The sequence below is a fragment of the Streptomyces sp. ISL-10 genome (assembly GCF_018614575.1).
Lineage (GTDB): Bacteria > Actinomycetota > Actinomycetes > Streptomycetales > Streptomycetaceae > Streptomyces.
Genome location: NZ_JAGGOJ010000011.1, coordinates 483,748 through 504,585 on the forward strand (window position 1 = coordinate 483,748; position 20,838 = coordinate 504,585).

Sequence of the window (20,838 nt, forward strand, 5' to 3'; positions counted from 1 at the left end):
GTGATCGCCCTCTCCCTCGCCGAGATCGCCGAAATCGTCGGCGGGCAGTCGTACGACATACCGGATCCGGCCACCCCGGTGACCGGCTCCGTCGTCATCGACTCCCGGGCCGTGGAACCCGGCGGCCTGTTCGCCGCCTTCCAGGGCGAGAACGCCGACGGCCACGACTACGCCGAGCGAGCGGTGGCCGCGGGCGCGGCCGCCGTCCTCGCCGCCCGGCCCGTCGGCGTACCCGCGATCGTCGTCGACGACGTCCAGGCCGCGCTCGGCCGCCTGGCACGCGCCGTCGTCGAACGGCTCGGCGCCCACGTCGTCGCACTGACCGGGTCGGCCGGCAAGACCAGCACCAAGGACCTGATCGCCCAGGTGCTCCAGCGCAAGGCGCCCACGGTCTGGACCCCCGGCTCCCTCAACAACGAGATCGGCCTCCCCCTCACGGCCCTGACCGCGACCGAGGACACCGAGCACCTCGTGCTGGAGATGGGCGCGCGCGGAATCGGCCACATCCGGTACCTCACCGGCCTCACCCCGCCCCGGATCGGCCTGGTGCTCAACGTCGGCACCGCGCACATCGGCGAGTTCGGCGGCCGCGAGCAGATCGCCCAGGCCAAGGGCGAGCTCGTGGAGGCCCTGCCGGACGACGGCGTGGCCGTGCTCAACGCCGACGACCCGCTGGTGCGGGCCATGGCGTCGCGCACCCGAGCCCGCGTGCTCCTCTTCGGCGAGGCGGCCGACGCCGCGGTGCGCGCCGAGAATGTCCGGCTCACGGAGCACGGACAGCCCTCCTTCACGCTCCACACACCCACCGGGTGCAGCGAAGTGACCATGCGGCTGTACGGTGAGCACCACGTGTCGAACGCGCTCGCCGCGGCCGCCGTCGCCCATGAGCTGGGCATGCCTGTGGACGAGATCGCCCTCGCGCTCTCCGAGGCGGGCACCCTCTCCCGCTGGCGCATGGAGGTCACCGAGCGTCCGGACGGCGTGACGATCGTCAACGACGCCTACAACGCGAACCCGGAGTCCATGCGAGCCGCGCTCCGCGCACTGGCGGCCATGGGCGAAGCCGCACGGGCAAAGGGAGGCCGTACGTGGGCGGTGCTCGGTCAGATGGCCGAGCTCGGGGACGAGGCGCTCGCCGAGCACGACGCGGTCGGACGGCTCGCCGTCCGGCTCAATGTCGGCAAGCTCGTCGCGGTCGGGGGCAGGGAAGCGTCCTGGTTGCAACTGGGCGCATACAACGAGGGTTCGTGGGGTGAGGAGTCGGTGCACGTGTCCGACGCGCAGGCGGCGGTCGACCTGTTGCGCAAGGAGTTGCGCCCGGGAGACGTCGTGCTGGTGAAGGCTTCCAGGTCGGTCGGTCTGGAGCGGATCGCACAGGCTCTGCTCGAGGGCTTCGACAGCTTCGAGGGTGAGGGTGCCGTCCGATGAGGCAGATCCTGTTCGCGGGAGCCATCGGTCTCTTCCTGACCCTGATCGGTACCCCGCTGCTGATCAAACTGCTGGCCCGCAAGGGATACGGGCAGTTCATCCGCGACGACGGCCCGCGCACGCACGGCAGCAAGAAGGGCACGCCCACCATGGGCGGCATCTCCTTCATCCTGGCCACGCTCATCGCGTACGCCCTCGCCAAGGTCATCACGGGTGAGGACCCGACGTTCTCGGGCGTGCTGGTGCTGTTCCTCATGGCCGGCATGGGCCTCGTCGGCTTCCTCGACGACTACATCAAGATCGTCAAGCAGCGCTCGCTCGGTCTGCGCGCCAAGGCGAAGATGGCCGGACAGCTGATCGTCGGCATCGCCTTCGCCGTGCTGTCACTGCAGTTCGCCGACAGCCGCGGCAACACCCCGGCCTCCACGAAGCTGTCGTTCATCACCGACTTCGGCTGGTCCATCGGCCCGGTGCTGTTCGTCGTCTGGGCGCTGTTCATGATCCTCGCCATGTCCAACGGCGTGAACCTGACCGACGGCCTCGACGGCCTCGCCACCGGCGCCTCGGTGATGGTCTTCGGCGCGTACACCTTCATCGGCCTGTGGCAGTTCCAGGAGTCCTGCGCCAACGCGGTGACCCTGACCAATCCCAACGCCTGCTTCGAGGTACGAGATCCGCTCGACCTCGCGGTCGTCGCCTCCGCGCTGATGGGCTCCTGCTTCGGCTTCCTGTGGTGGAACACCTCACCCGCCAAGATCTTCATGGGCGACACCGGCTCTCTCGCGCTCGGCGGCGCGCTCGCCGGCCTGGCGATCTGCTCCCGTACGGAGTTCCTGCTCGCCCTCCTCGGCGGACTGTTCGTCCTCATCACCATGTCCGTGGTGATCCAGGTCGGTTCGTTCAAGATGACCGGTAGGCGCGTCTTCCGCATGGCACCTCTGCAGCACCACTTCGAGCTCAAGGGGTGGTCCGAAGTCCTGGTGGTGGTCCGCTTCTGGATCATTCAGGGCATGTGCGTGATCGTGGGTCTGGGCCTCTTCTACGCGGGATGGGCAGCTGACAAGTGAGCGACTGGCAGGGCAGGAACATCACCGTCGCCGGCCTCGGCGTGAGCGGCATCAGTGCCGCGCGCGCCCTGGCCGGCCTCGGCGCGGCCGTCACCGTCGTGGACGGCGGTGACAGCGACGCGCTCCGTACACGCGCCGCGGAACTGGCCGAGCTGGGCGTCGCGGTGCGTCTCGGCGACGCCGAGACGCTGCCCGAGGGCACCGACCTGGTGGTCACCTCGCCCGGCTGGAAGCCCTCCAGCCCGCTCTTCGAGGCGGCGGCGAAGGCGGGTGTGGACGTCGTCGGCGACGTCGAGATCGCCTGGCGGCTGCGCGGTCCCGACGCGGCGCCGTGGCTCGCCGTCACCGGCACCAACGGCAAGACGACCACGACGCGGATGCTCGCCTCCATCCTCACCGCAGCCGGCCTGCGGACCGCCGCCATCGGGAACATCGGCACGCCGATCATCGATGTCGTGCTCGGCGACGAGCCGTACGACGTGCTCGCCGTCGAACTCTCCAGCTACCAGCTCCACTGGGCACCCTCGCTGCGCGCCCACTCCGCCGTGGTCCTCAACCTCGCACCGGACCACCTCGACTGGCACGGCTCCATGCAGGCGTACGCCGCCGACAAGGGCCGGATCTACGAGGGCAACACGGTCGCCTGTGTCTACAACGTGGCCGACCCCGCGACCGAGGCCCTGGTGCGCGAGGCGGACGTGGAGGAGGGCTGCCGGGCCATCGGCTTCACGCTGGGCACCCCCGGACCGTCCCAACTCGGCATCGTGGAAGGCATCCTCGTCGACCGCGCCTTCGTCGAGAACCGGCAGAAGCAGGCGCAGGAGCTCGCCGAGGTGTCCGACGTCAACCCGCCCGCGCCGCACAACATCGCCAACGCGCTGGCGGCCGCGGCGCTCGCCCGCGCCTTCGGCGTCCCGCCCGCGGCCGTACGGGACGGCCTGCGCGCCTTCCGCCCCGACGCGCACCGCATCGAGCACGTGGCGGACGTCGGCGGTGTCGCGTACATCGACGACTCCAAGGCCACCAACACCCATGCCGCACAAGCCTCTCTGGCCGCGTACGACCCGATCGTCTGGATCGCCGGAGGCCTGGCGAAGGGTGCCACGTTCGACGAACTGGTCGCCACGTCGGCGGAGCGGCTTCGGGGTGTGGTCCTGATCGGCGCCGACCGCGCCCTCGTACGGGAAGCCCTCGCGCGACACGCCCCCGAGGTCCCGGTCGTCGACCTCGAGCGGACCGACACTGGGGCGATGTCCGCAGCGGTGGCCGAGGCTGCCTCGCTCGCCCGGCCCGGCGACACGGTTCTGCTGGCCCCGGCCTGCGCCTCGATGGACATGTTCACCAACTACAACGAGCGAGGCGAGGCCTTCGCGGAAGCGGTCCGCGCACTCGCCGCCGAGCAGGGCTGACAGCCGCCAGGTCCGGCTGCCGCCGGGCACGACTGGAGGGGACAGCGACGATGCCGCCCAGCACGACCGGGAACGCGACCCCTACGGGGAACGCCGCGCCGCCCCCGCCCACCGCATCGGCCCCGGGGGCTCGCCCGGCTCCGCAGGGTGACGCCGGGGCCGCAGGCCGGCGCAGGCCGTCTCCGCCGCCCGCCGCCCCCGTGGCCGACGACCCCACGGCTCCGCCCGTCGCAGCCCCCGTCACCGACGGCCACGTCGCCCACGTCCACGCTGTCTCGTCCTCGCCCGGCGATGCCCGGCCTGTGGCGCTGGAGCGGGTCCGGCACATCGCTGCGGTGTGGCGGGCCACCACGTGGAGCCTGGGGCCAGGGCTTCCCGCCGGGCCCGTCCCCGCCTTTGCCGGCGCGGCCGGCTCCGCCGCCCCCACCGGGTACGGCGGGCAGCTCGCCCTGCGCAACCGGATCGGGGCCGACGTGCCACGGCCGAGCGCGCTGCGGGGCGGGAGCTCCCGCGCCCCCAAGGCGCCTCGCGCACCCCGCGGCCCCCGGCGGCTGTACGAGCAGGCGCGCAGGGCCTGGGACCGGCCCCTCACCGCGTACTACCTCATCCTGGGCAGCAGCCTGCTGGTCACCGTGCTCGGCCTCGTCATGGTCTACTCCGCGTCCATGATCCAGGCGCTGGAGTACTCCCTCCCCGCCTCGTACTTCTTCCGCAAGCAGTTCCTCGCGGCCCTCATCGGCGCCGGGCTGCTGTTCCTCGCCTCCCGGATGCCGGTCAAGCTGCACCGTGCCCTGTCCTACCCGCTGCTCGTCGGCGCGGTGTTCCTGATGGTCCTCGTGCAGGTCCCGGGGATAGGGCATGCGGTCAACGGCAACCAGAACTGGATCTACCTCGGCGGACCCTTCCAGCTCCAGCCCAGTGAATTCGGCAAGCTCGCGCTGATCCTCTGGGGCGCCGATCTGCTCGCCCGCAAGCAGGACAAGCGGCTGCTGACCCAGTGGAAACACCTGCTCGTCCCGCTCGTCCCCGTCGCGTTCCTGCTCCTCGGGCTCATCATGCTCGGCGGGGACATGGGCACGGCGATCATCCTCGCCGCCATCCTCTTCGGTCTGCTGTGGCTGGCGGGAGCTCCCACCCGCCTGTTCGCCGGGGTCCTCGGCATCGCCGGGTTCGTCGGTCTGCTGCTGATCAGGACCAACGAGAACCGCATGTCCCGGCTCGAGTGCATGGGCGCCACCGACCTTGGACCCAAAGGCGAGTGCTGGCAGGCCGTGCACGGCATCTATGCTCTTGCCTCCGGCGGATGGTTCGGTTCCGGTCTTGGCGCAAGTGTGGAAAAATGGGGCCAACTACCCGAACCGCACACCGACTTCATCTTCGCCGTCGCCGGGGAGGAACTGGGCCTCGCGGGGACGCTGTCGGTGGTCGCGTTGTTCGCGGCTCTAGGCTATGCGGGTATCCGCGTTGCCGGACGCACGGAGGACCCCTTCGTGAGGTACGCAGCGGGAGGTGTGACCACCTGGATCACGGCCCAGGCCGTGATCAACATCGGTGCGGTGCTCGGTCTGCTGCCGATCGCCGGCGTCCCGCTTCCGCTGTTCTCCTACGGTGGGTCGGCCCTGCTGCCGACGATGTTCGCCGTCGGGCTGCTGATCGCCTTCGCGCGACAGGATCCCGCCGCGAAAGCGGCCCTGGCCACGCGGAGGCCTGGGGTGAGATGGAAGTCGATGAGACGGCGCGTCAAGAAGCGTCCGTCCGGAGAGCGGTGAATTTCGGTGCATGTCGTACTCGCCGGCGGGGGGACCGCCGGCCACATCGAGCCAGCGCTCGCCCTCGCGGACGCCCTGCGCAGGCAGGACCCGGCCGTGGGAATCACGGCCCTCGGCACGGAGCGCGGACTGGAGACCAGGCTCGTTCCCGAACGCGGCTACGAGCTGGCGCTCATCCCCGCCGTACCCCTGCCACGCAAGCCCACGCCCGAGCTGATCACCGTTCCCGGACGGCTGCGCGGCACCATCAAGGCCGCCGAGCAGATCCTGGAGCGCACCAAGGCCGACTGTGTCGTCGGCTTCGGCGGCTACGTCGCCCTGCCCGGCTACCTCGCCGCCAAGCGCCTCGGTGTGCCGATCGTCGTCCACGAGGCCAACGCCCGCCCCGGCCTGGCCAACAAGATCGGTTCGCGGTACGCCGCCGGGGTGGCCGTCGCCACCCCCGACAGCAAGCTGCGCAACTCCCGCTACATCGGCATCCCGCTGCGTCACTCCATCGCGACGCTCGACCGCGCCCGGGTGCGGCCCGAGGCCCGCGCGGCCTTCGGCCTCGACCCCAACCTGCCGACGCTGCTGGTGTCCGGCGGCTCGCAGGGCGCCCGCCGCCTCAACGAGGTCATCCAGCAGATCGCCCCGGTGCTCCAGCGCTCCGGCATCCAGATCCTGCACGCGGTCGGCCCCAAGAACGAAATGCCGCATGTGGACAACATGCCCGGGATGCCGCCCTATGTGCCGGTACCGTACGTGGACCGGATGGATCTCGCGTACGCCGCGGCCGACATGATGCTCTGCCGCGCGGGCGCGATGACCGTCGCCGAACTCTCCGCCGTGGGCCTGCCCGCCGCGTACGTCCCGCTGCCGATCGGCAACGGCGAACAGCGGCTGAACGCCCAGCCGGTGGTCAAGGCGGGCGGTGGACTGCTGGTCGACGACGCCGAGCTGACCCCCGAGTGGGTCCAGGGCAACGTCCTTCCGGTGCTCGCCGATCCGCACCGGCTCTACGAGATGTCGCGCGCGGCCGCCGAGTTCGGCCGCCGGGACGCCGACGAGCTCCTCGTCGGCATGGTGTACGAGGCGATTGCTGCACGCCGCCAGGCGTGAGAAGGCAGGGAGCGTGGCCGGACCGACCACCGCCGAGCGCGGTGCACGAAACCCCCGTGACGGATCCGCAGGATCCGACGGATCGGTCCGGCCGCCCCGCCAGGACGACGGCGGCGGCCGCCGCCGCCGTCCTGGCTCGCGCGTGCTGGCCGTCGCCGTCGCGGCCGTCCTCCTGGCCGCGGGAGCGATCTGGGTCCTGTACGGCTCCCAGTGGCTGCGCGCCGAGCACGTGAGGATCAGCGGGACCGAGGTGCTCACCCCCCAGCAGGTCCAAGAGGTGGCGGCGGTGCCGATCGGCGCCCCGCTGATCGCCGTCGACACGGACGCCATCGAGGCGCGGCTGCGTCAGAAGCTGCCCCGCATCGACTCGGTCGACGTCGTACGGTCGTGGCCGCACGGAATCGGTCTTGAGGTGACCGAGCGCAAGCCGGTCCTGGTGCTCGAAAAGAGCGGAAAGTTCATCGAAGTGGATGCCAAGAGCGTCCGGTTCGCGACCGTCGAGACCGCCCCGAAAGGCGTCCCGCGGCTGGAGTTGACGACCGCCGGCTCCCCGAGCGCGAAGCGCTTCGGCGCCGGCCGGCTGGTCGCCGAGGCCGTCCGGGTCCGGGGCGATCTGCCCGCCCGGATCGTCCGCGATCTGACCACCGTCGACGTGCGGTCGTACGACCGCATCTCCCTTGAGCTGAAGGGCGGTCGCACCGTGCTGTGGGGCAGCTCCGAGGAGGGGGAGGCGAAGGCTCGCACACTCACGGCGCTGATGAAAGCCGCGCCCGTCGCACGCCACTTCGACGTAAGTGCCCCCACCGCCCCTGCGGTATCGGGGAGTTGACGCACATATGCCCAGGCCAGCACCCTGGTTGGGCATGGCTGGGCGTGATCACATAGGGTGAAAAGAAAAACGGGAGGCTCGGCGTGTTCGTTGAACGTGCGCCACTTGTCGACTTAGTGTCCTGTTCGGAAGAGTCAAGGGAACAGACACACTGGTAACCCTAAACTTCACCGTTAGGGTTCGGGTCGGCCGTCAGATTGGTCGAGCCGTCCCCATTCGACATCAGTCGTCGCAGCGCAGCCCCGCGAGGCGGCGACACGTAAATCGAGGCGAGAGGCCTTCGACGTGGCAGCACCGCAGAACTACCTCGCAGTCATCAAGGTCATCGGTGTCGGCGGCGGTGGTGTCAATGCCATCAACCGAATGATCGAGGTCGGTCTCAAGGGCGTCGAGTTCATCGCGATCAACACGGACGCGCAAGCGCTGTTGATGAGCGACGCCGACGTCAAGCTCGACGTGGGCCGTGAACTCACCCGAGGCCTCGGCGCCGGAGCCAACCCGGCAGTCGGTCGCAAGGCGGCAGAGGACCACCGCGAGGAGATCGAGGAGGTCCTCAAGGGGGCCGACATGGTCTTCGTCACCGCAGGCGAAGGCGGCGGCACCGGCACCGGCGGCGCACCCGTCGTCGCCAACATCGCCCGCTCGCTGGGCGCCCTGACCATCGGCGTCGTCACCCGCCCCTTCACGTTCGAGGGCCGCAGGCGCGCGAACCAGGCGGAGGACGGAATCGCCGAGCTCCGCGAAGAGGTCGACACCCTCATCGTCATCCCCAACGACCGGCTGCTGTCCATCTCGGACCGCCAGGTGAGCGTCCTCGACGCCTTCAAGTCGGCGGACCAGGTGCTGCTGTCGGGTGTCCAGGGCATCACCGACCTCATCACCACCCCCGGTCTGATCAACCTCGACTTCGCCGACGTCAAGTCCGTGATGTCCGAGGCCGGATCGGCGCTCATGGGCATCGGCTCCGCCCGCGGCGACGACCGCGCGGTGGCGGCGGCCGAGATGGCGATCTCCTCGCCGCTGCTGGAGGCGTCCATCGACGGCGCCCGCGGCGTGCTGCTGTCCATCTCCGGCGGCAGCGACCTCGGCCTCTTCGAGATCAACGAGGCGGCCCAGCTGGTCAGCGAGGCCGCACACCCCGAGGCGAACATCATCTTCGGTGCGGTCATCGACGACGCGCTCGGCGACGAGGTGCGCGTCACCGTCATCGCAGCCGGTTTCGACGGCGGCCAGCCTCCGACCCGCCGGGAGAACGTGATCGGCTCCGCCTCCGCCAAGCGCGAGGAGCCCGCGGCCCCGCAGCGGACCGAGAGCTCCCGTTCGACGAGCGGCCTCGGCACCGTGCCCGTACGCGAGGAGCCCCAGGCCCCCGCCGAGCCGGCCCCGGTCGCCGGCGACCTCAACCAGTCGGCCGCCTCGCCGCAGGTGCCCTCGGCCCGTCCGTACGACACCCAGGCCGAAGAGCTGGATGTTCCGGACTTCCTGAAGTGACAGTGCAGCACGACGCGATAGACGAGAGCGGCGCGCACTTCGCCTTCACCGACAGGTGGGGTGGGGTGAGCGCCGTTCCGTACGAGGAGCTCAACCTCGGTGGCGCCGTCGGCGACGACGCCGAGGCCGTGCGGACCAACCGCGCGATCGCCGCCGAGGCACTCGGGCTCGACCCGGCCGGGGTCGTCTGGATGAATCAGGTCCACGGCAGGGACGTGGCCGAGGTCGACGGACCGTGGGGGGACGCGCCGATCCCGTCCCTCGACGGGGTGGTGACCGCCCGGCGCGGACTCGCGCTCGCGGTGCTCACCGCCGACTGCACGCCCGTTCTGCTCGCCGACCCGGTTGCCGGCGTCGTGGGTGCGGCGCACGCCGGCCGCGCCGGAACGATCGCCGGCATCGTCCCGGCGACCGTCGAGGCCATGAGGTCGCTCGGCGCCGAACCGGAGCGGATCATTGCTCGTACGGGACCCGCCATTTGCGGTCGCTGCTACGAAGTACCCGAGCAGATGCGGGCGGAAGTGGCCCAAGCGGAACCCGCCGCCTGGTCCGAGACCAGCTGGGGCACCCCTGCGGTCGACGTCACCGCGGCGGTGCACGCCCAACTGACCGCACTCGGCGTGACGGACCTGCGCGGATCGCCGGTCTGCACACGCGAGTCGCGCGACCACTACTCGTATCGCCGCGACCGCACCACCGGACGGCTCGCCGGATACGTCTGGCTCGAGGGCCGGGAAGACCTCGAAGGCCGGGAAGACAAGGACCGGGAAGAGGCATGAGGGACCGCAGAACCGAACTCGCCGAGAATCTGGCGAAGGTGGAGGAACGGATCGCCGCCGCCTGCGAGGCCGCCGGCCGCGCGCGGGAGGAGGTGACCCTCGTCGTGGTCACCAAGACCTACCCGGCCGACGATGTTCGCCTCCTCCATGATCTGGGGGTGCGGCATGTGGCGGAGAACCGCGACCAGGACGCGGCCCCGAAGGCCGCCGCCTGCTCGGATCTGGATCTCACGTGGCACTTCGTGGGTCAGTTGCAGACCAACAAGGTCCGTTCTGTGGCGAGTTATGTCGATATTGTGCAGTCTGTCGATCGGCTCAGGCTCGTTTCCGCACTGTCGGCGGCCGCCGAGCGCGCCGAACGCGAACTCGGCTGCCTCGTGCAGGTGGCCCTGGACGCCGAGTCGGGGCAGCAGGGCGCGCGCGGCGGCGTCGCGCCGGACGGCATCGAGGAGTTGGCGGCGGCGATCGCGGACTCACCAGGACTGCGGCTCGACGGGCTGATGACCGTCGCGCCACTCGCCGGACCGTACGCGGGACGGCAACAGGCGGCGTTCGAGCGACTGATGGAATTCTCATCCGGCCTGCGCGTGGCCCATCCGGCTGCGAACATGGTGTCAGCAGGGATGAGTGCGGACCTTGAGCAGGCCGTGGCGGCCGGGGCGACACATGTGCGCGTCGGTACCGCGGTACTCGGAGTCCGACCCAGGCTCGGGTAACGTCGCGAAGCAAGTCGGACCACAGCAGAAAATATGGTCATTTCCGCGCAAAGCGGGCAGACCGAGTGGATCGCGGGCACTTGGTGACGAATGCCGATCCACCACAGAGCGGAGGACTCAGAGAATGGCCGGCGCGATGCGCAAGATGGCGGTCTACCTCGGCCTCGTGGAGGACGATGGGTACGACGGCCGGGGCTTCGACCCCGATGACGACTTCGAACCCGAGCCGGAGCCGGAGCGGGAGCACCGGCGGCACCAGCCCCCGCACCAGGTCGAGCGGGAAGAGCCCGTCCGGGCGGTGGCGCCGCCCCCGCAGCGCGAGCCGGCCCCCCTGTCCGTCGAGAGCGGGCGCCCGGCGCGCATCGCGCCCGTGGCATCCATCACACCTGAACGTCCGAGCCTGGAGAAGAACGCACCGGTGATCATGCCCAAGGTCGTGTCCGAGCGGGAGCCTTACCGCATCACCACGTTGCACCCGCGGACCTACAACGAGGCCCGTACCATCGGGGAACACTTCCGCGAGGGCACCCCTGTGATCATGAACCTCACGGAGATGGACGACACCGATGCGAAGCGACTTGTCGACTTTGCCGCGGGTCTCGTCTTCGGTCTGCATGGCAGCATTGAGAGAGTTACGCAGAAGGTGTTCCTGTTGTCTCCTGCTAACGTCGATGTCACGGCGGAGGACAAGGCCCGCATCGCAGAGGGCGGATTCTTCAACCAGAGCTGAGAACGACACCGGGAACGAGCCGGCCGCAAGGCCGGTACCACGAGAGCCAGGGGAGAGGGAAGCGCGGGATGGGCGTCGCATTGGATGTGGTCTACATCGTGCTGATGTGCTTCCTCGTCGTGCTGATCTTCCGGCTGGTCATGGACTACGTCTTCCAGTTCGCCCGTTCATGGCAACCCGGTAAGGCGATGGTGGTCGTTCTGGAGGCCACCTACACTGTCACCGATCCACCGCTCAAGCTTCTGCGGCGGTTCATCCCGCCGTTGCGTCTCGGGGGCGTGGCACTCGACCTGTCCTTCTTCGTTCTGATGATCATCGTCTACATCCTGATCTCCATCGTTCGTGGAGTGGGGAACTCGATGTGAGCGATACGGTCCTGCCGACTGCCGACGACTACGTAGAGGTGAAGAAGAGATGCCGCTGACCCCCGAGGACGTGCGGAACAAGCAGTTCACGACCGTCCGCCTCCGAGAAGGCTATGACGAGGACGAGGTCGATGCCTTCCTTGACGAGGTCGAGGCCGAACTGACCCGCCTGCTCCGCGAGAACGAGGACCTGCGCGCCAAGCTGGCCGCGGCGACCCGTGCGGCGGCGCAGAACCAGCAGCAGCAGGGCATGCGCAAGCCGCCGGAGCCGCAGGACGGCCGCGGTCCCGGCGCACCCGTGCCCGCCGCCATATCCGGACCGCCGGTCCAGCAGCAGCCCCCGCAGATGGGTCCCCCCCAGCTGCCCGGTGGTGCGCCTCAGCTGCCGGCCGGTCCGAGCCACGGCGGTCCCCAGGGTCCCGGCGGCCCGATGGGCCACGGCCCGATGCAGGGCGGTCCCATGGGTGGCCCGATGGGCGGCCCCATGGGCGGTCACGGCGGCCCGCAGGGCGGCCCGATGGGTCAGGGCCCCGGCGGCGACAGCGCCGCGCGTGTGCTCTCGCTCGCCCAGCAGACCGCCGACCAGGCGATCGCCGAGGCCCGTTCCGAGGCCAACAAGATCGTCGGCGAGGCGCGTTCGCGCGCCGAAGGCCTCGAGCGCGACGCCCGGGCCAAGGCCGACGCGCTTGAGCGGGACGCCCAGGAGAAGCACCGCGTCGCGATGGGTTCGCTGGAGTCCGCGCGCGCCACGCTGGAGCGCAAGGTCGAGGACCTGCGGGGCTTCGAGCGCGAGTACCGCACGCGTCTGAAGTCGTACCTGGAGAGCCAGCTGCGTCAGCTGGAGACCCAGTCCGATGACTCGCTGGCACCGCCGCGCAATCCGGCGGCCGCGTCGCTGCCGCCGTCCCCGGCGCCCTCCATGGCCCCGGCCGGTGCGAGCGCGCCGTCCTACGGCGGCAACCAGACGATGGGCGGCCACGGTCCTTCGCCGTCGGGTCCGTCGTACGGAGGCCAGCAGCAGATGTCGCCGGCGATGACCCAGCCGATGGCACCGGTGCGGCCGCAGGCGCCGCAGCCGATGCAGCAGGCGCCGTCGCCGATGCGTGGCTTCCTGATCGACGAGGACGACAACTGACGGGGCTGCGCGCCAAGCGCGCGTAGCCGTCGGCAGACTGCGAGGCCGGGCCCGGAGTGCACTAGCACTCCGGGCCCGGCCTTTTGCGCGCGCCGGCGCGCCCGCGCTGCGGGTAGCGGCGTGGCCGCGTGGCCGCGTGGCCGCTGCGCGGAGCGGTTACCCTCCCCGTCCCTTTCCGAACCAGGCTCGCCCCGGACCCTGCAGCGCCCTTCGGGGGTTGCTCCGGGGTTGTGCTGCCGGACCTTGTGCTGGCTTCGGTGGTTGTTCGGGGGCTGTGCTGCCGGACCTTGTGCTGGGCTTCGGGGTCGTTCGGGGGCTGTGCTCCCGGACCTCGTAGTCAGCTTCGGTGGTTGTTCGGGGGCTGTGCTGCCGGACCTTGTGCTGGGCTTCGGGGTCGTTCGGGGGCTGCGCTCCCGGACCTCGTAGTCAGCTTCGGTGGTTGTTCGGGGGCTGTGCTGCCGGACCTTGTGCTGGGCTTCGGGGTTGCTCGGGGGCTGCGCTCCCGGACCTCGTAGCGGGCTTCGGGTGGTGTCCTCAAAACTCCGCTACGGCCTTGCGGCCGTGGGCGGGGAGCTTCCGGACGAGCTGACATCACGCAGCGAAATCCAGCCCCGCTGGGGGCACCTCCCACGGCCGCCAGGCCGTAGGGGGAGATCGAGGCGCGGGGCGCGGGGCGGAGCCCCCGAAACACCGCGCGAAGGCGGTACGGGGTCCGGGGCTTGCCCCGGTTTCGGGAAGGGGGCGGGGAGGGGAAAGGCTGACGGCCCGGCCACCTACCGTGGCCGGGCCGTCAGCGCGCGCTTCGCGCGCCCCGCGCTACGCCTTGCGGAGGCGGAACGTCAGCGACAGGCCCTCGTCCTCGAAGGGCGAGCCGTACGACTCGTCCGCCTCACCCTCCGCGAAGTCCGTCGCCAGCACCTCCTCCGCGATCAGCGACGCGTGGTCCGCCAGCGCCGAGGACACCTCCGCGTCCGTCGAGACCCACCGCAGTGCGATCCGGTCCGCGACGTCCAGGCCGCTGTTCTTGCGCGCCTCCTGGATCAGGCGGATCGCGTCACGGGCCAGGCCCGCCCGCCGCAGCTCCGGAGTGATCTCCAGGTCCAGGGCGACCGTCGCGCCCGAGTCGGACGCCACCGACCAGCCCTCACGCGGCGTCTCCGTGATGATGACCTCCTCCGGGGACAGCGTGATCGTCTCGCCGCCCACCTCCAGCGTGGCCTCGCCCGAGCGCAGCGCCAGGGACAGCGCCGCCGCGTCCGCCGCCGCCACCGCCTTCGCCACGTCCTGGACGCCCTTGCCGAAACGCTTGCCCAGCGCGCGGAAGTTCGCCTTCGCCGTCGTGTCGACCAGCGAGCCTCCGACCTCCGACAGCGACGCGAGCGAGGAGACGTTCAGCTCCTCCGTGATCTGGGCCTGGAGCTCGTCGGAGAGCGAGGAGAAGCCGGTCGCCGCCACCAGGGCACGGGACAGCGGCTGGCGGGTCTTCACGCCCGACTCCGCACGCGTCGCGCGGCCCAGTTCGACCAGCCGGCGCACCAGCGCCATCTGGGACGACAGCGTCGGGTCGATCGCGTCCAGGTCGGCGGCCGGCCACGAGGACAGGTGCACCGACTCGGGGGCGTCCGGTGTCACCGGGACGATCATGTCCTGCCACACCCGCTCGGTGATGAACGGGGTCAGCGGCGCCATCAGCCGGGTCACGGTCTCGACCACGTCGTGCAGCGTGCGCAGCGCGGCCTTGTCGCCCTGCCAGAAGCGGCGGCGCGACCGGCGCACGTACCAGTTCGACAGGTCGTCCACGAACGCGGACAGCAGCTTGCCGGCGCGCTGGGTGTCGTACGCCTCCATGGCCTGGGTGACCTGGTCCACCAGCGCGTGCAGCTCGGACAGCAGCCAGCGGTCCAGGACCGTACGCTCGGCCGGTGCCGGATCGGCCGCCGACGGCGCCCAGTTCGACGTACGGGCGTACAGCGCTTGGAAGGCGACCGTGTTCCAGTACGTCAGCAGCGTCTTGCGGACGACCTCCTGGATCGTGCCGTGGCCCACCCGGCGCGCCGCCCAAGGCGAGCCGCCGGCCGCCATGAACCAGCGCACCGCGTCGGCGCCGTGCTGGTCCATCAACGGGATCGGCTGGAGGATGTTGCCCAGATGCTTGGACATCTTGCGGCCGTCCTCGGCGAGGATGTGGCCGAGGCACACCACGTTCTCGTACGACGACTTGTCGAAGACCAGCGTCCCGACGGCCATCAGCGTGTAGAACCACCCGCGCGTCTGGTCGATCGCCTCCGAGATGAACTGCGCCGGGTAGCGCTTCTCGAAGATCTCCTTGTTCTTGTACGGGTAGCCCCACTGCGCGAACGGCATCGAGCCCGAGTCGTACCAGGCGTCGATCACCTCCGGCACGCGCGTCGCGGTGTGCCCGCAGCCGTCCTGCGGGCAGGCGAAGGTGACCTCGTCGATGAACGGGCGGTGCGGGTCCAGTCCCGACTGGTCGGTGCCGGTCAGCTCGGACAGCTCCGCGAGCGAGCCGACGCAGGTGAGGTGGTTGTCCTCGCAGCGCCAGATCGGCAGCGGGGTGCCCCAGTACCGGTTGCGGGACAGCGCCCAGTCGATGTTGTTGTTGAGCCAGTCCCCGTAGCGTCCCTGCTTGACGGAGTCCGGGAACCAGTTGGTCGCCTCGTTCTCCGCGAGCAGCCGGTCCTTGACGGCCGTGGTGCGGATGTACCAGGACGGCTGTGCGTAGTAGAGCAGCGCGGTGTGGCAGCGCCAGCAGTGCGGGTAGCTGTGCTCGTAGGGGATGTGCCGGAACAGCATCCCGCGGGCCTGGAGGTCCGCAGTGAGCGCCTCGTCGGCCTTCTTGAAGAAGACGCCGCCGACCAGCGGGACGTCCTCCTGGAAGGTCCCGTCGGGACGGACGGGGTTGACGACCGGCAGACCATAGGCGCGGCAGACCTTGAGGTCGTCCTCACCGAAGGCGGGGGACTGGTGGACCAGACCCGTACCGTCCTCGGTCGTCACATAGTCGGCGTTGACGACGTAGTGCGCCTCCGCCGGGAACTCGACGAGTTGGAAGGGACGGTCGTACGTCCAGCGCTCCATCTCGGCGCCGGTGAACGTCTGCCCGGTGGCCTCCCAGCCCTCACCGAGCGCCTTCTGAAGCAACGGCTCGGCGACGACGAGCTTCTCCTCGCCGTTCGTCGCGACGATGTAACGGACGGAGGGATGCGCGGCGACGGCCGTGTTGGACACCAGGGTCCACGGCGTCGTCGTCCAGACCAGCAGCGCGGCCTCGCCGGCGAGAGGGCCGGAGGTCAGCGGGAAGCGCACGAAGACCGAGGGGTCGACGACCGTCTCGTAGCCCTGCGCCAGCTCGTGGTCCGACAGTCCCGTGCCGCAGCGCGGGCACCACGGCGCGACGCGGTGGTCCTGGACCAGCAGACCCTTGCCGAAGATCTCCTTCAGCGACCACCACACCGACTGGACGTAGTCCGGGTCCATCGTGCGGTACGCGTCGTCTAGGTCGACCCAGTAACCCATACGGGTCGTGAGCTCGGCGAACGCGTCCGTGTGGCGGGTCACCGACTCGCGGCACTTGGCGTTGAACTCCGCGATGCCGTACGCCTCGATGTCCTTCTTGCCGGAGAAACCGAGCTCCTTCTCGACGGCGAGCTCGACCGGCAGGCCGTGGCAGTCCCAGCCGGCCTTGCGGGCGACGTGGTAGCCGCGCATGGTGCGGAAGCGGGGGAAGACGTCCTTGAAGACGCGAGCCTCGATGTGGTGGGCACCGGGCATGCCGTTGGCCGTGGGCGGGCCCTCGTAGAACACCCATTCGGGGCGGCCCTCGGACTGGTCCAGGCTCTTCGCGAAGATCTTGCTCTCGCGCCAGAAGTCGAGCACGGCGTGCTCGAGCGCGGGCAGATCTACCTGAGCGGGCACCTGGCGGTACTGCGGCGGTGTCATCGTCTCCTCCGGCGGACTGTTCGTCGTTCCGTCCGGAGGGACGAAAGCCGATGCTCGCGCGGCCTCCGCGGTACCACCCTCCTTGGCGGTGCACAGGTCACCGCCCCCTCATTGGGGTCGCGACGCCGGTTCTACCGGCCACGGAGGTCCGTGGCTTTCTTCCGGCGGCTCCGGGGTGATGCTTCACGTCGCGCTCGCCCCCGGGCTCTCACCGTCCCCGGGTCGCTCATGGCTGCGTACGCCGCTACTCGTCCCCATCCACGCCTTTCGCTCCGCCCAGTGTAAGGGCCCCGGTGAGGGGCGGCCGACCGCTTTTCGCGGGGCCGCCACGCCCTGGTGCCGTTGACCCGAATGCCATACGGCCGCCGCCGCGGCCGGGCGTGGTGCGTCAGGCGGATTACCGGGCGGCGAGCTGGGCACAACGGATGCAGGCCCGGCTCCTCGCAGCCCGGGACGGGCCGAACCGGCGGCGTGCCCCGTTGCCGCGGGGCTGGTGTCGATTTATCGTCCCAGCACGATTCGCGAGCAAGATCACAAAATGTGAAGGGGCCGCGGTGATGGTGGCGAAGAAGACCGCCGAGAAGACGGCGTCAGATCGTTCCGCCGCCGTGTCGAGGGCGGCGCGCTACAGGGCCGCGCCCCGCAGGAAGCCCCCCGAACGGGCGGCGCCGGCGGACGAGCACCCGGACACCGCGGCGGGTCGCACAGCGAGGACGACCGTGGGCGGCAAGGCCGTCGGCGGGGCTCGCGCTGCCGCGCGTGGGGCGAAGAAGGCGGTGGGGGCGGATGCGACGGAGGCGCGTCAGCCGGCCGCATCGGCGAAGAAGAGCGAGCCCGCGAAGAAGGCGGCCCCGAAGAAGGCCTCCGCGAAGAAGGCACCTGGGAAGAAGGACGCGCCTGCCAAGAAGACCGCTGCCGCGCATGGGGCGAAGAAGGCGGTGGGGGCGGACGCGGCGGAGGCAGGTCGGCCGGTCGCGCCGGCGAAGAAGGCGGCTCCGAAGAAGGCGCCCGGGAAGAAGGCCGCGCGTGCGAAGGAGGCAGCCGGGAAGAAGGCCGCGCCTTCGAAGGAGGCAGCCGGGAAGAAGGCCGCGCCCGCGAAGAAGGCGCCCGCGAAGAAGGCCGCGCCCGTCAAGAAGGCAGACGCCAGGACCGCGGCTGCCGCGTCCCGGGTGGCGGCGGGCGTCGAGGAGCTCCCGCCCAAGAAGGCCGCGCGCGCCGAAGCCCTCGCCCCGGGAGCCCCCACGCCCGAGCGAGGAGCGAAGAAGGCGGTGGGGGAGAAGCAGATCCCCGCCCGGCGGGGCATGCGCGCCGCCCGGGCGGGGGCGGGGAGCGAGGACCGCGCGGTCGGTGAGGGCACCGTCGTCAGGGCGGACGCGACCACGGCCGCGCCGGGGGAGCAGGCCGCCGCCAAGAGGTCGGCGGCCAGGAAGGCCACGAGGAAAGCCGCATCCGCGGCCGGGGCCGCACAGCAGACAGGAGCCAGGACGGTGGCAGCGAAGAAGACCGCGGGCAAGGTGTCGGGCGGAGCCGGGAGCGCGGTGGCGGTGCCCACCGCACGTACGGTGGCCGCGACCCCGCCCGGTGAGCTGGCGGTACGGCCCGGCGAGGACCCCTGGACCACAAAGGAGGTCGCCGAGGCGAGGGCGGAGCTCGCGGGCGAGGCGGCCCGCCTCACCGCGGAGATCACCTCGTCGGAGACGGCGCTCGTCGGCCTCATGCGGGACTCCGGCGACGGAGCCGGCGACGACGAGGCCGACACCGGCACGAAGAACATCACACGCGAGCACGAGATGGCGCTGGCCGCGAACGCCCGGGAGATGCTGGAACAGACCGAGCGGGCACTGCTACGACTCGACGCGGGGACCTACGGTCTCTGCGAGAGCTGCGGCAACCCGATCGGCAAGGCCCGGATGCAGGCGTTCCCTCGCGCGACCCTGTGCGTGGAGTGCAAGCAGAAGCAGGAGCGGAGGGGCTGAGGGCATACGCCGGTGCCGTACCCTCGTGCACAGTCAGGCACCTAGGTTGAGGGACTCACGTGGCAGAGGCGGAGCGCATCATCGGTACGCCAGATGTTGACGACGAGGCTGCGGCACCTGCCGAGCGGCCTCAGGGCAGGCGCAGGGTCGTCGCGCTCTTCGTGGTGGCCCTCGTGGCCTATCTGCTGGACCTCGTCAGCAAGATCATCGTGGTGGAGAAGCTGGAGCACCACGAGCCGATCGAGATCATCGGTGATCTGCTGAAGTTCGAGGCGGTGCGCAATCCGGGTGCCGCCTTCGGCATGGGCGAGGCCTTCACCATCATCTTCACCTTCATCGCGGCGAGCGTGATCGTCGTGATCATCCGGCTGGCACGCAAGCTGTACAGCCTGCCCTGGGCGATCGCGCTCGGCCTGCTGCTCGGCGGTGCTCTCGGCAATCTCACGGACCGGATCTTCCGGTCGCCCGGCGTCTTCGAGGGCGCGGTCGTGGACTTCATCGCGCCCGCGCACTTCGCCGTGTTCAACCTCGCGGACTCCGCCATCGTCTGCGGCGGAGTGCTCATCGTGCTGCTGTCGTTCAAGGGCCTGGATCCCGACGGGACCGTCCACAAGGACTGACAAGGCATACTCGACGGGTGAGTACCCTTCCCGAGATCCGCACCCTGCCCGTACCCGATGGCCTGGAGGGCGAGCGCGTCGACGCCGCCATCTCCCGTATGTTCGGGTTCTCCCGTACGAAGGCGGCCGAGCTTGCCGCTGCCGGGAAGGTGCAGGTCGACGGCTCGGTCGTCGGCAAGTCCGAGCGGGTGCGCGGCGGCGCCTGGCTCGAGGTCGAGATGCCCCAGGCGCCCGCGCCGGTGCAGATCGTGGCCGAGCCCGTCGAGGGCATGGAGATCGTGCACGACGACGACGACATCGTCGTGATCATGAAGCCGGTCGGCGTGGCGGCTCACCCCAGCCCCGGCTGGACCGGGACCACCGTGATCGGCGGGCTCGCCGCGGCGGGCTACCGCATCTCCACCTCGGGAGCCGCCGAGCGCCAGGGCATCGTGCACCGGCTCGACGTCGGTACGTCCGGGCTGATGGTGGTCGCCAAGTCGGAGCGGGCGTACACCCTGCTGAAGCAGCAGTTCCGCGAGCGTACGGTCGACAAGCGCTACCACGCGCTCGTTCAGGGCCACCCGGATCCGCTGAGCGGCACGATCGACGCCCCCATCGGCCGGCACCCCAGCCTCGACTACAAGTGGGCGGTCACGGCCGAGGGCAAGCCGTCGGTGACGCACTACGACCTGATCGAGGCGTTCCGCGCGGCGTCGCTGCTGGACATCAAGCTGGAGACCGGCCGCACGCACCAGATCCGGGTGCACATGGCGGCCCACCGCCATCCCTGCGTGGGCGACCTGACGTACGGCGCCGACCCCACGATGGCCAAGAGGCTCGGGCTGACCCGGCAGTGGCTGCACGCGGTGCGGCTCGGATTCGAGCACCCGGCGGACGGGCAGTGGGTGGAGTTCGCGAGCGAGTACCCCGACGACCTCCAGCAGGCCCTGGACAAGATCGCAGCGGAGAGCGCATGAGCGCGTACACCGTGCGGGTCGCGGTCGGCCCCGACGACCGGGAGGCGTGCTTCGCGGTCCGCAAGGCGGTCTTCGTCGCCGAGCAGCGGGTGCCGGAGGACATCGAGTACGACGCGTACGACGCCGAGGAGACGGACACCGTGCACGTCCTCGCGGTCCGCGCGGACGGTGTGCCGCTGGGCACGGGCCGGCTGCTGCACGGCGCGGCCGCCGTGCACCGGACCGGCGGCGACCTCGCCATCGGCTCGCTCGGACGGCTCGCGGTGACCAAGGACGCGCGCGGACTCGGGGTGGGCGTGGCCCTGGTGCGCGCCATCGAGGACGCGGCGCGCGAGCGGGGTCTGGCGGCGGTCGACCTGCATGCGCAGACCCATGCGACGGGCTTCTACGAGCGCCTCGGGTACGCGGCGTACGGGGCCGAGTTCCTGGACGCAGGCATCCCGCACCGGTCCATGCGGCGCGCCCTGCGTCCCTGAGCGCACCGGCGCCGCAGCGCGGGCGTGT

Annotated in this window: 17 protein-coding genes; 16 read left to right on the forward strand and 1 reads right to left on the reverse strand. The window is 70.7% G+C overall.

What is annotated here, in order from left to right; genetic code table 11:
- The 12 genes from murF (at nucleotide 1) to J7E88_RS14895 (ending at nucleotide 12,819) form a co-directional block, all read left to right on the forward strand.
- Nucleotides 1-1,428: a UDP-N-acetylmuramoyl-tripeptide--D-alanyl-D-alanine ligase gene (murF, locus tag J7E88_RS14840; protein ID WP_215180991.1), complete on the forward strand. Its 1,428-nt coding sequence runs from the start codon at nucleotides 1-3 to the stop codon at nucleotides 1,426-1,428.
- Nucleotides 1,425-2,495 carry a phospho-N-acetylmuramoyl-pentapeptide-transferase gene (gene mraY / locus J7E88_RS14845; RefSeq protein WP_215180993.1) on the forward strand — a complete coding sequence of 357 codons (1,071 nt, stop codon included), beginning with the start codon at nucleotides 1,425-1,427 and terminating at the stop codon, nucleotides 2,493-2,495. The genes murF and mraY overlap by 4 nt, the downstream gene beginning before the upstream one ends.
- Entirely contained in the window at nucleotides 2,492-3,904 is a 1,413-nt protein-coding gene (gene murD / locus J7E88_RS14850) for a UDP-N-acetylmuramoyl-L-alanine--D-glutamate ligase (RefSeq protein WP_215180995.1), read from the forward strand. The genes mraY and murD overlap by 4 nt, the downstream gene beginning before the upstream one ends.
- A 449-nt stretch (nucleotides 3,905-4,353) precedes the next feature.
- A complete protein-coding gene (gene ftsW / locus J7E88_RS14855) occupies nucleotides 4,354-5,673 on the forward strand; it encodes a putative lipid II flippase FtsW (protein ID WP_374196281.1) in 1,320 nt (439 codons plus the stop codon).
- A 6-nt stretch (nucleotides 5,674-5,679) separates the two neighbouring features.
- Nucleotides 5,680-6,774, forward strand: coding sequence for an undecaprenyldiphospho-muramoylpentapeptide beta-N-acetylglucosaminyltransferase (gene murG / locus J7E88_RS14860; protein WP_215180997.1), 1,095 nt, complete (start codon nucleotides 5,680-5,682; stop codon nucleotides 6,772-6,774).
- Between the two features lie 13 nt (nucleotides 6,775-6,787).
- Entirely contained in the window at nucleotides 6,788-7,603 is an 816-nt protein-coding gene (locus J7E88_RS14865) for an FtsQ-type POTRA domain-containing protein (protein ID WP_215180998.1), read from the forward strand.
- A 285-nt stretch (nucleotides 7,604-7,888) separates the two neighbouring features.
- The gene (gene ftsZ, locus J7E88_RS14870; protein WP_215181001.1) at nucleotides 7,889-9,094 is read left to right on the forward strand and encodes a cell division protein FtsZ; all 1,206 of its coding nucleotides are present in this window, start codon (nucleotides 7,889-7,891) and stop codon (nucleotides 9,092-9,094) included.
- Nucleotides 9,091-9,873, forward strand: coding sequence for a peptidoglycan editing factor PgeF (gene pgeF, locus J7E88_RS14875; protein ID WP_215181003.1), 783 nt, complete (start codon nucleotides 9,091-9,093; stop codon nucleotides 9,871-9,873). Before ftsZ ends, pgeF begins: the two co-directional genes overlap by 4 nt.
- Complete coding sequence (locus J7E88_RS14880; RefSeq protein ID WP_215181013.1) at nucleotides 9,870-10,589, forward strand: YggS family pyridoxal phosphate-dependent enzyme; 720 nt, start codon at nucleotides 9,870-9,872, stop codon at nucleotides 10,587-10,589. The genes pgeF and J7E88_RS14880 overlap by 4 nt, the downstream gene beginning before the upstream one ends.
- A 124-nt stretch (nucleotides 10,590-10,713) precedes the next feature.
- On the forward strand, nucleotides 10,714-11,319 hold the full coding sequence (locus tag J7E88_RS14885) for a cell division protein SepF (RefSeq protein ID WP_215181015.1): 606 nt from the start codon (nucleotides 10,714-10,716) through the stop codon (nucleotides 11,317-11,319).
- A 68-nt stretch (nucleotides 11,320-11,387) separates the two neighbouring features.
- Nucleotides 11,388-11,684 carry a YggT family protein gene (locus tag J7E88_RS14890; RefSeq protein ID WP_215181017.1) on the forward strand — a complete coding sequence of 99 codons (297 nt, stop codon included), beginning with the start codon at nucleotides 11,388-11,390 and terminating at the stop codon, nucleotides 11,682-11,684.
- A 49-nt stretch (nucleotides 11,685-11,733) separates the two neighbouring features.
- Nucleotides 11,734-12,819, forward strand: coding sequence for a DivIVA domain-containing protein (locus J7E88_RS14895; RefSeq protein WP_215181019.1), 1,086 nt, complete (start codon nucleotides 11,734-11,736; stop codon nucleotides 12,817-12,819).
- Between the two features lie 816 nt (nucleotides 12,820-13,635).
- Here J7E88_RS14895 and ileS read toward each other — a convergent pair.
- Complete coding sequence (gene ileS / locus J7E88_RS14900) at nucleotides 13,636-16,779, reverse strand: isoleucine--tRNA ligase (protein ID WP_215181022.1); 3,144 nt, start codon at nucleotides 16,777-16,779, stop codon at nucleotides 13,636-13,638.
- A 557-nt stretch (nucleotides 16,780-17,336) separates the two neighbouring features.
- Here ileS and J7E88_RS14905 point away from each other — a divergent pair.
- The 4 genes from J7E88_RS14905 to J7E88_RS14920 are packed head-to-tail and all read left to right on the forward strand — an operon-like array spanning nucleotide 17,337 to nucleotide 20,810.
- The gene (locus J7E88_RS14905) at nucleotides 17,337-18,755 is read left to right on the forward strand and encodes a TraR/DksA family transcriptional regulator (protein ID WP_215181024.1); all 1,419 of its coding nucleotides are present in this window, start codon (nucleotides 17,337-17,339) and stop codon (nucleotides 18,753-18,755) included.
- A 59-nt stretch (nucleotides 18,756-18,814) separates the two neighbouring features.
- Nucleotides 18,815-19,375, forward strand: a complete 561-nt coding sequence (gene lspA, locus J7E88_RS14910; RefSeq protein WP_215181026.1) for a signal peptidase II — start codon at nucleotides 18,815-18,817, stop codon at nucleotides 19,373-19,375.
- A 17-nt stretch (nucleotides 19,376-19,392) separates the two neighbouring features.
- Nucleotides 19,393-20,334: an RluA family pseudouridine synthase gene (locus J7E88_RS14915; protein WP_215181028.1), complete on the forward strand. Its 942-nt coding sequence runs from the start codon at nucleotides 19,393-19,395 to the stop codon at nucleotides 20,332-20,334.
- Nucleotides 20,331-20,810, forward strand: coding sequence for a GNAT family N-acetyltransferase (locus J7E88_RS14920; RefSeq protein ID WP_215181030.1), 480 nt, complete (start codon nucleotides 20,331-20,333; stop codon nucleotides 20,808-20,810). The genes J7E88_RS14915 and J7E88_RS14920 overlap by 4 nt, the downstream gene beginning before the upstream one ends.
- Nucleotides 20,811-20,838 lie beyond the last annotated feature (28 nt).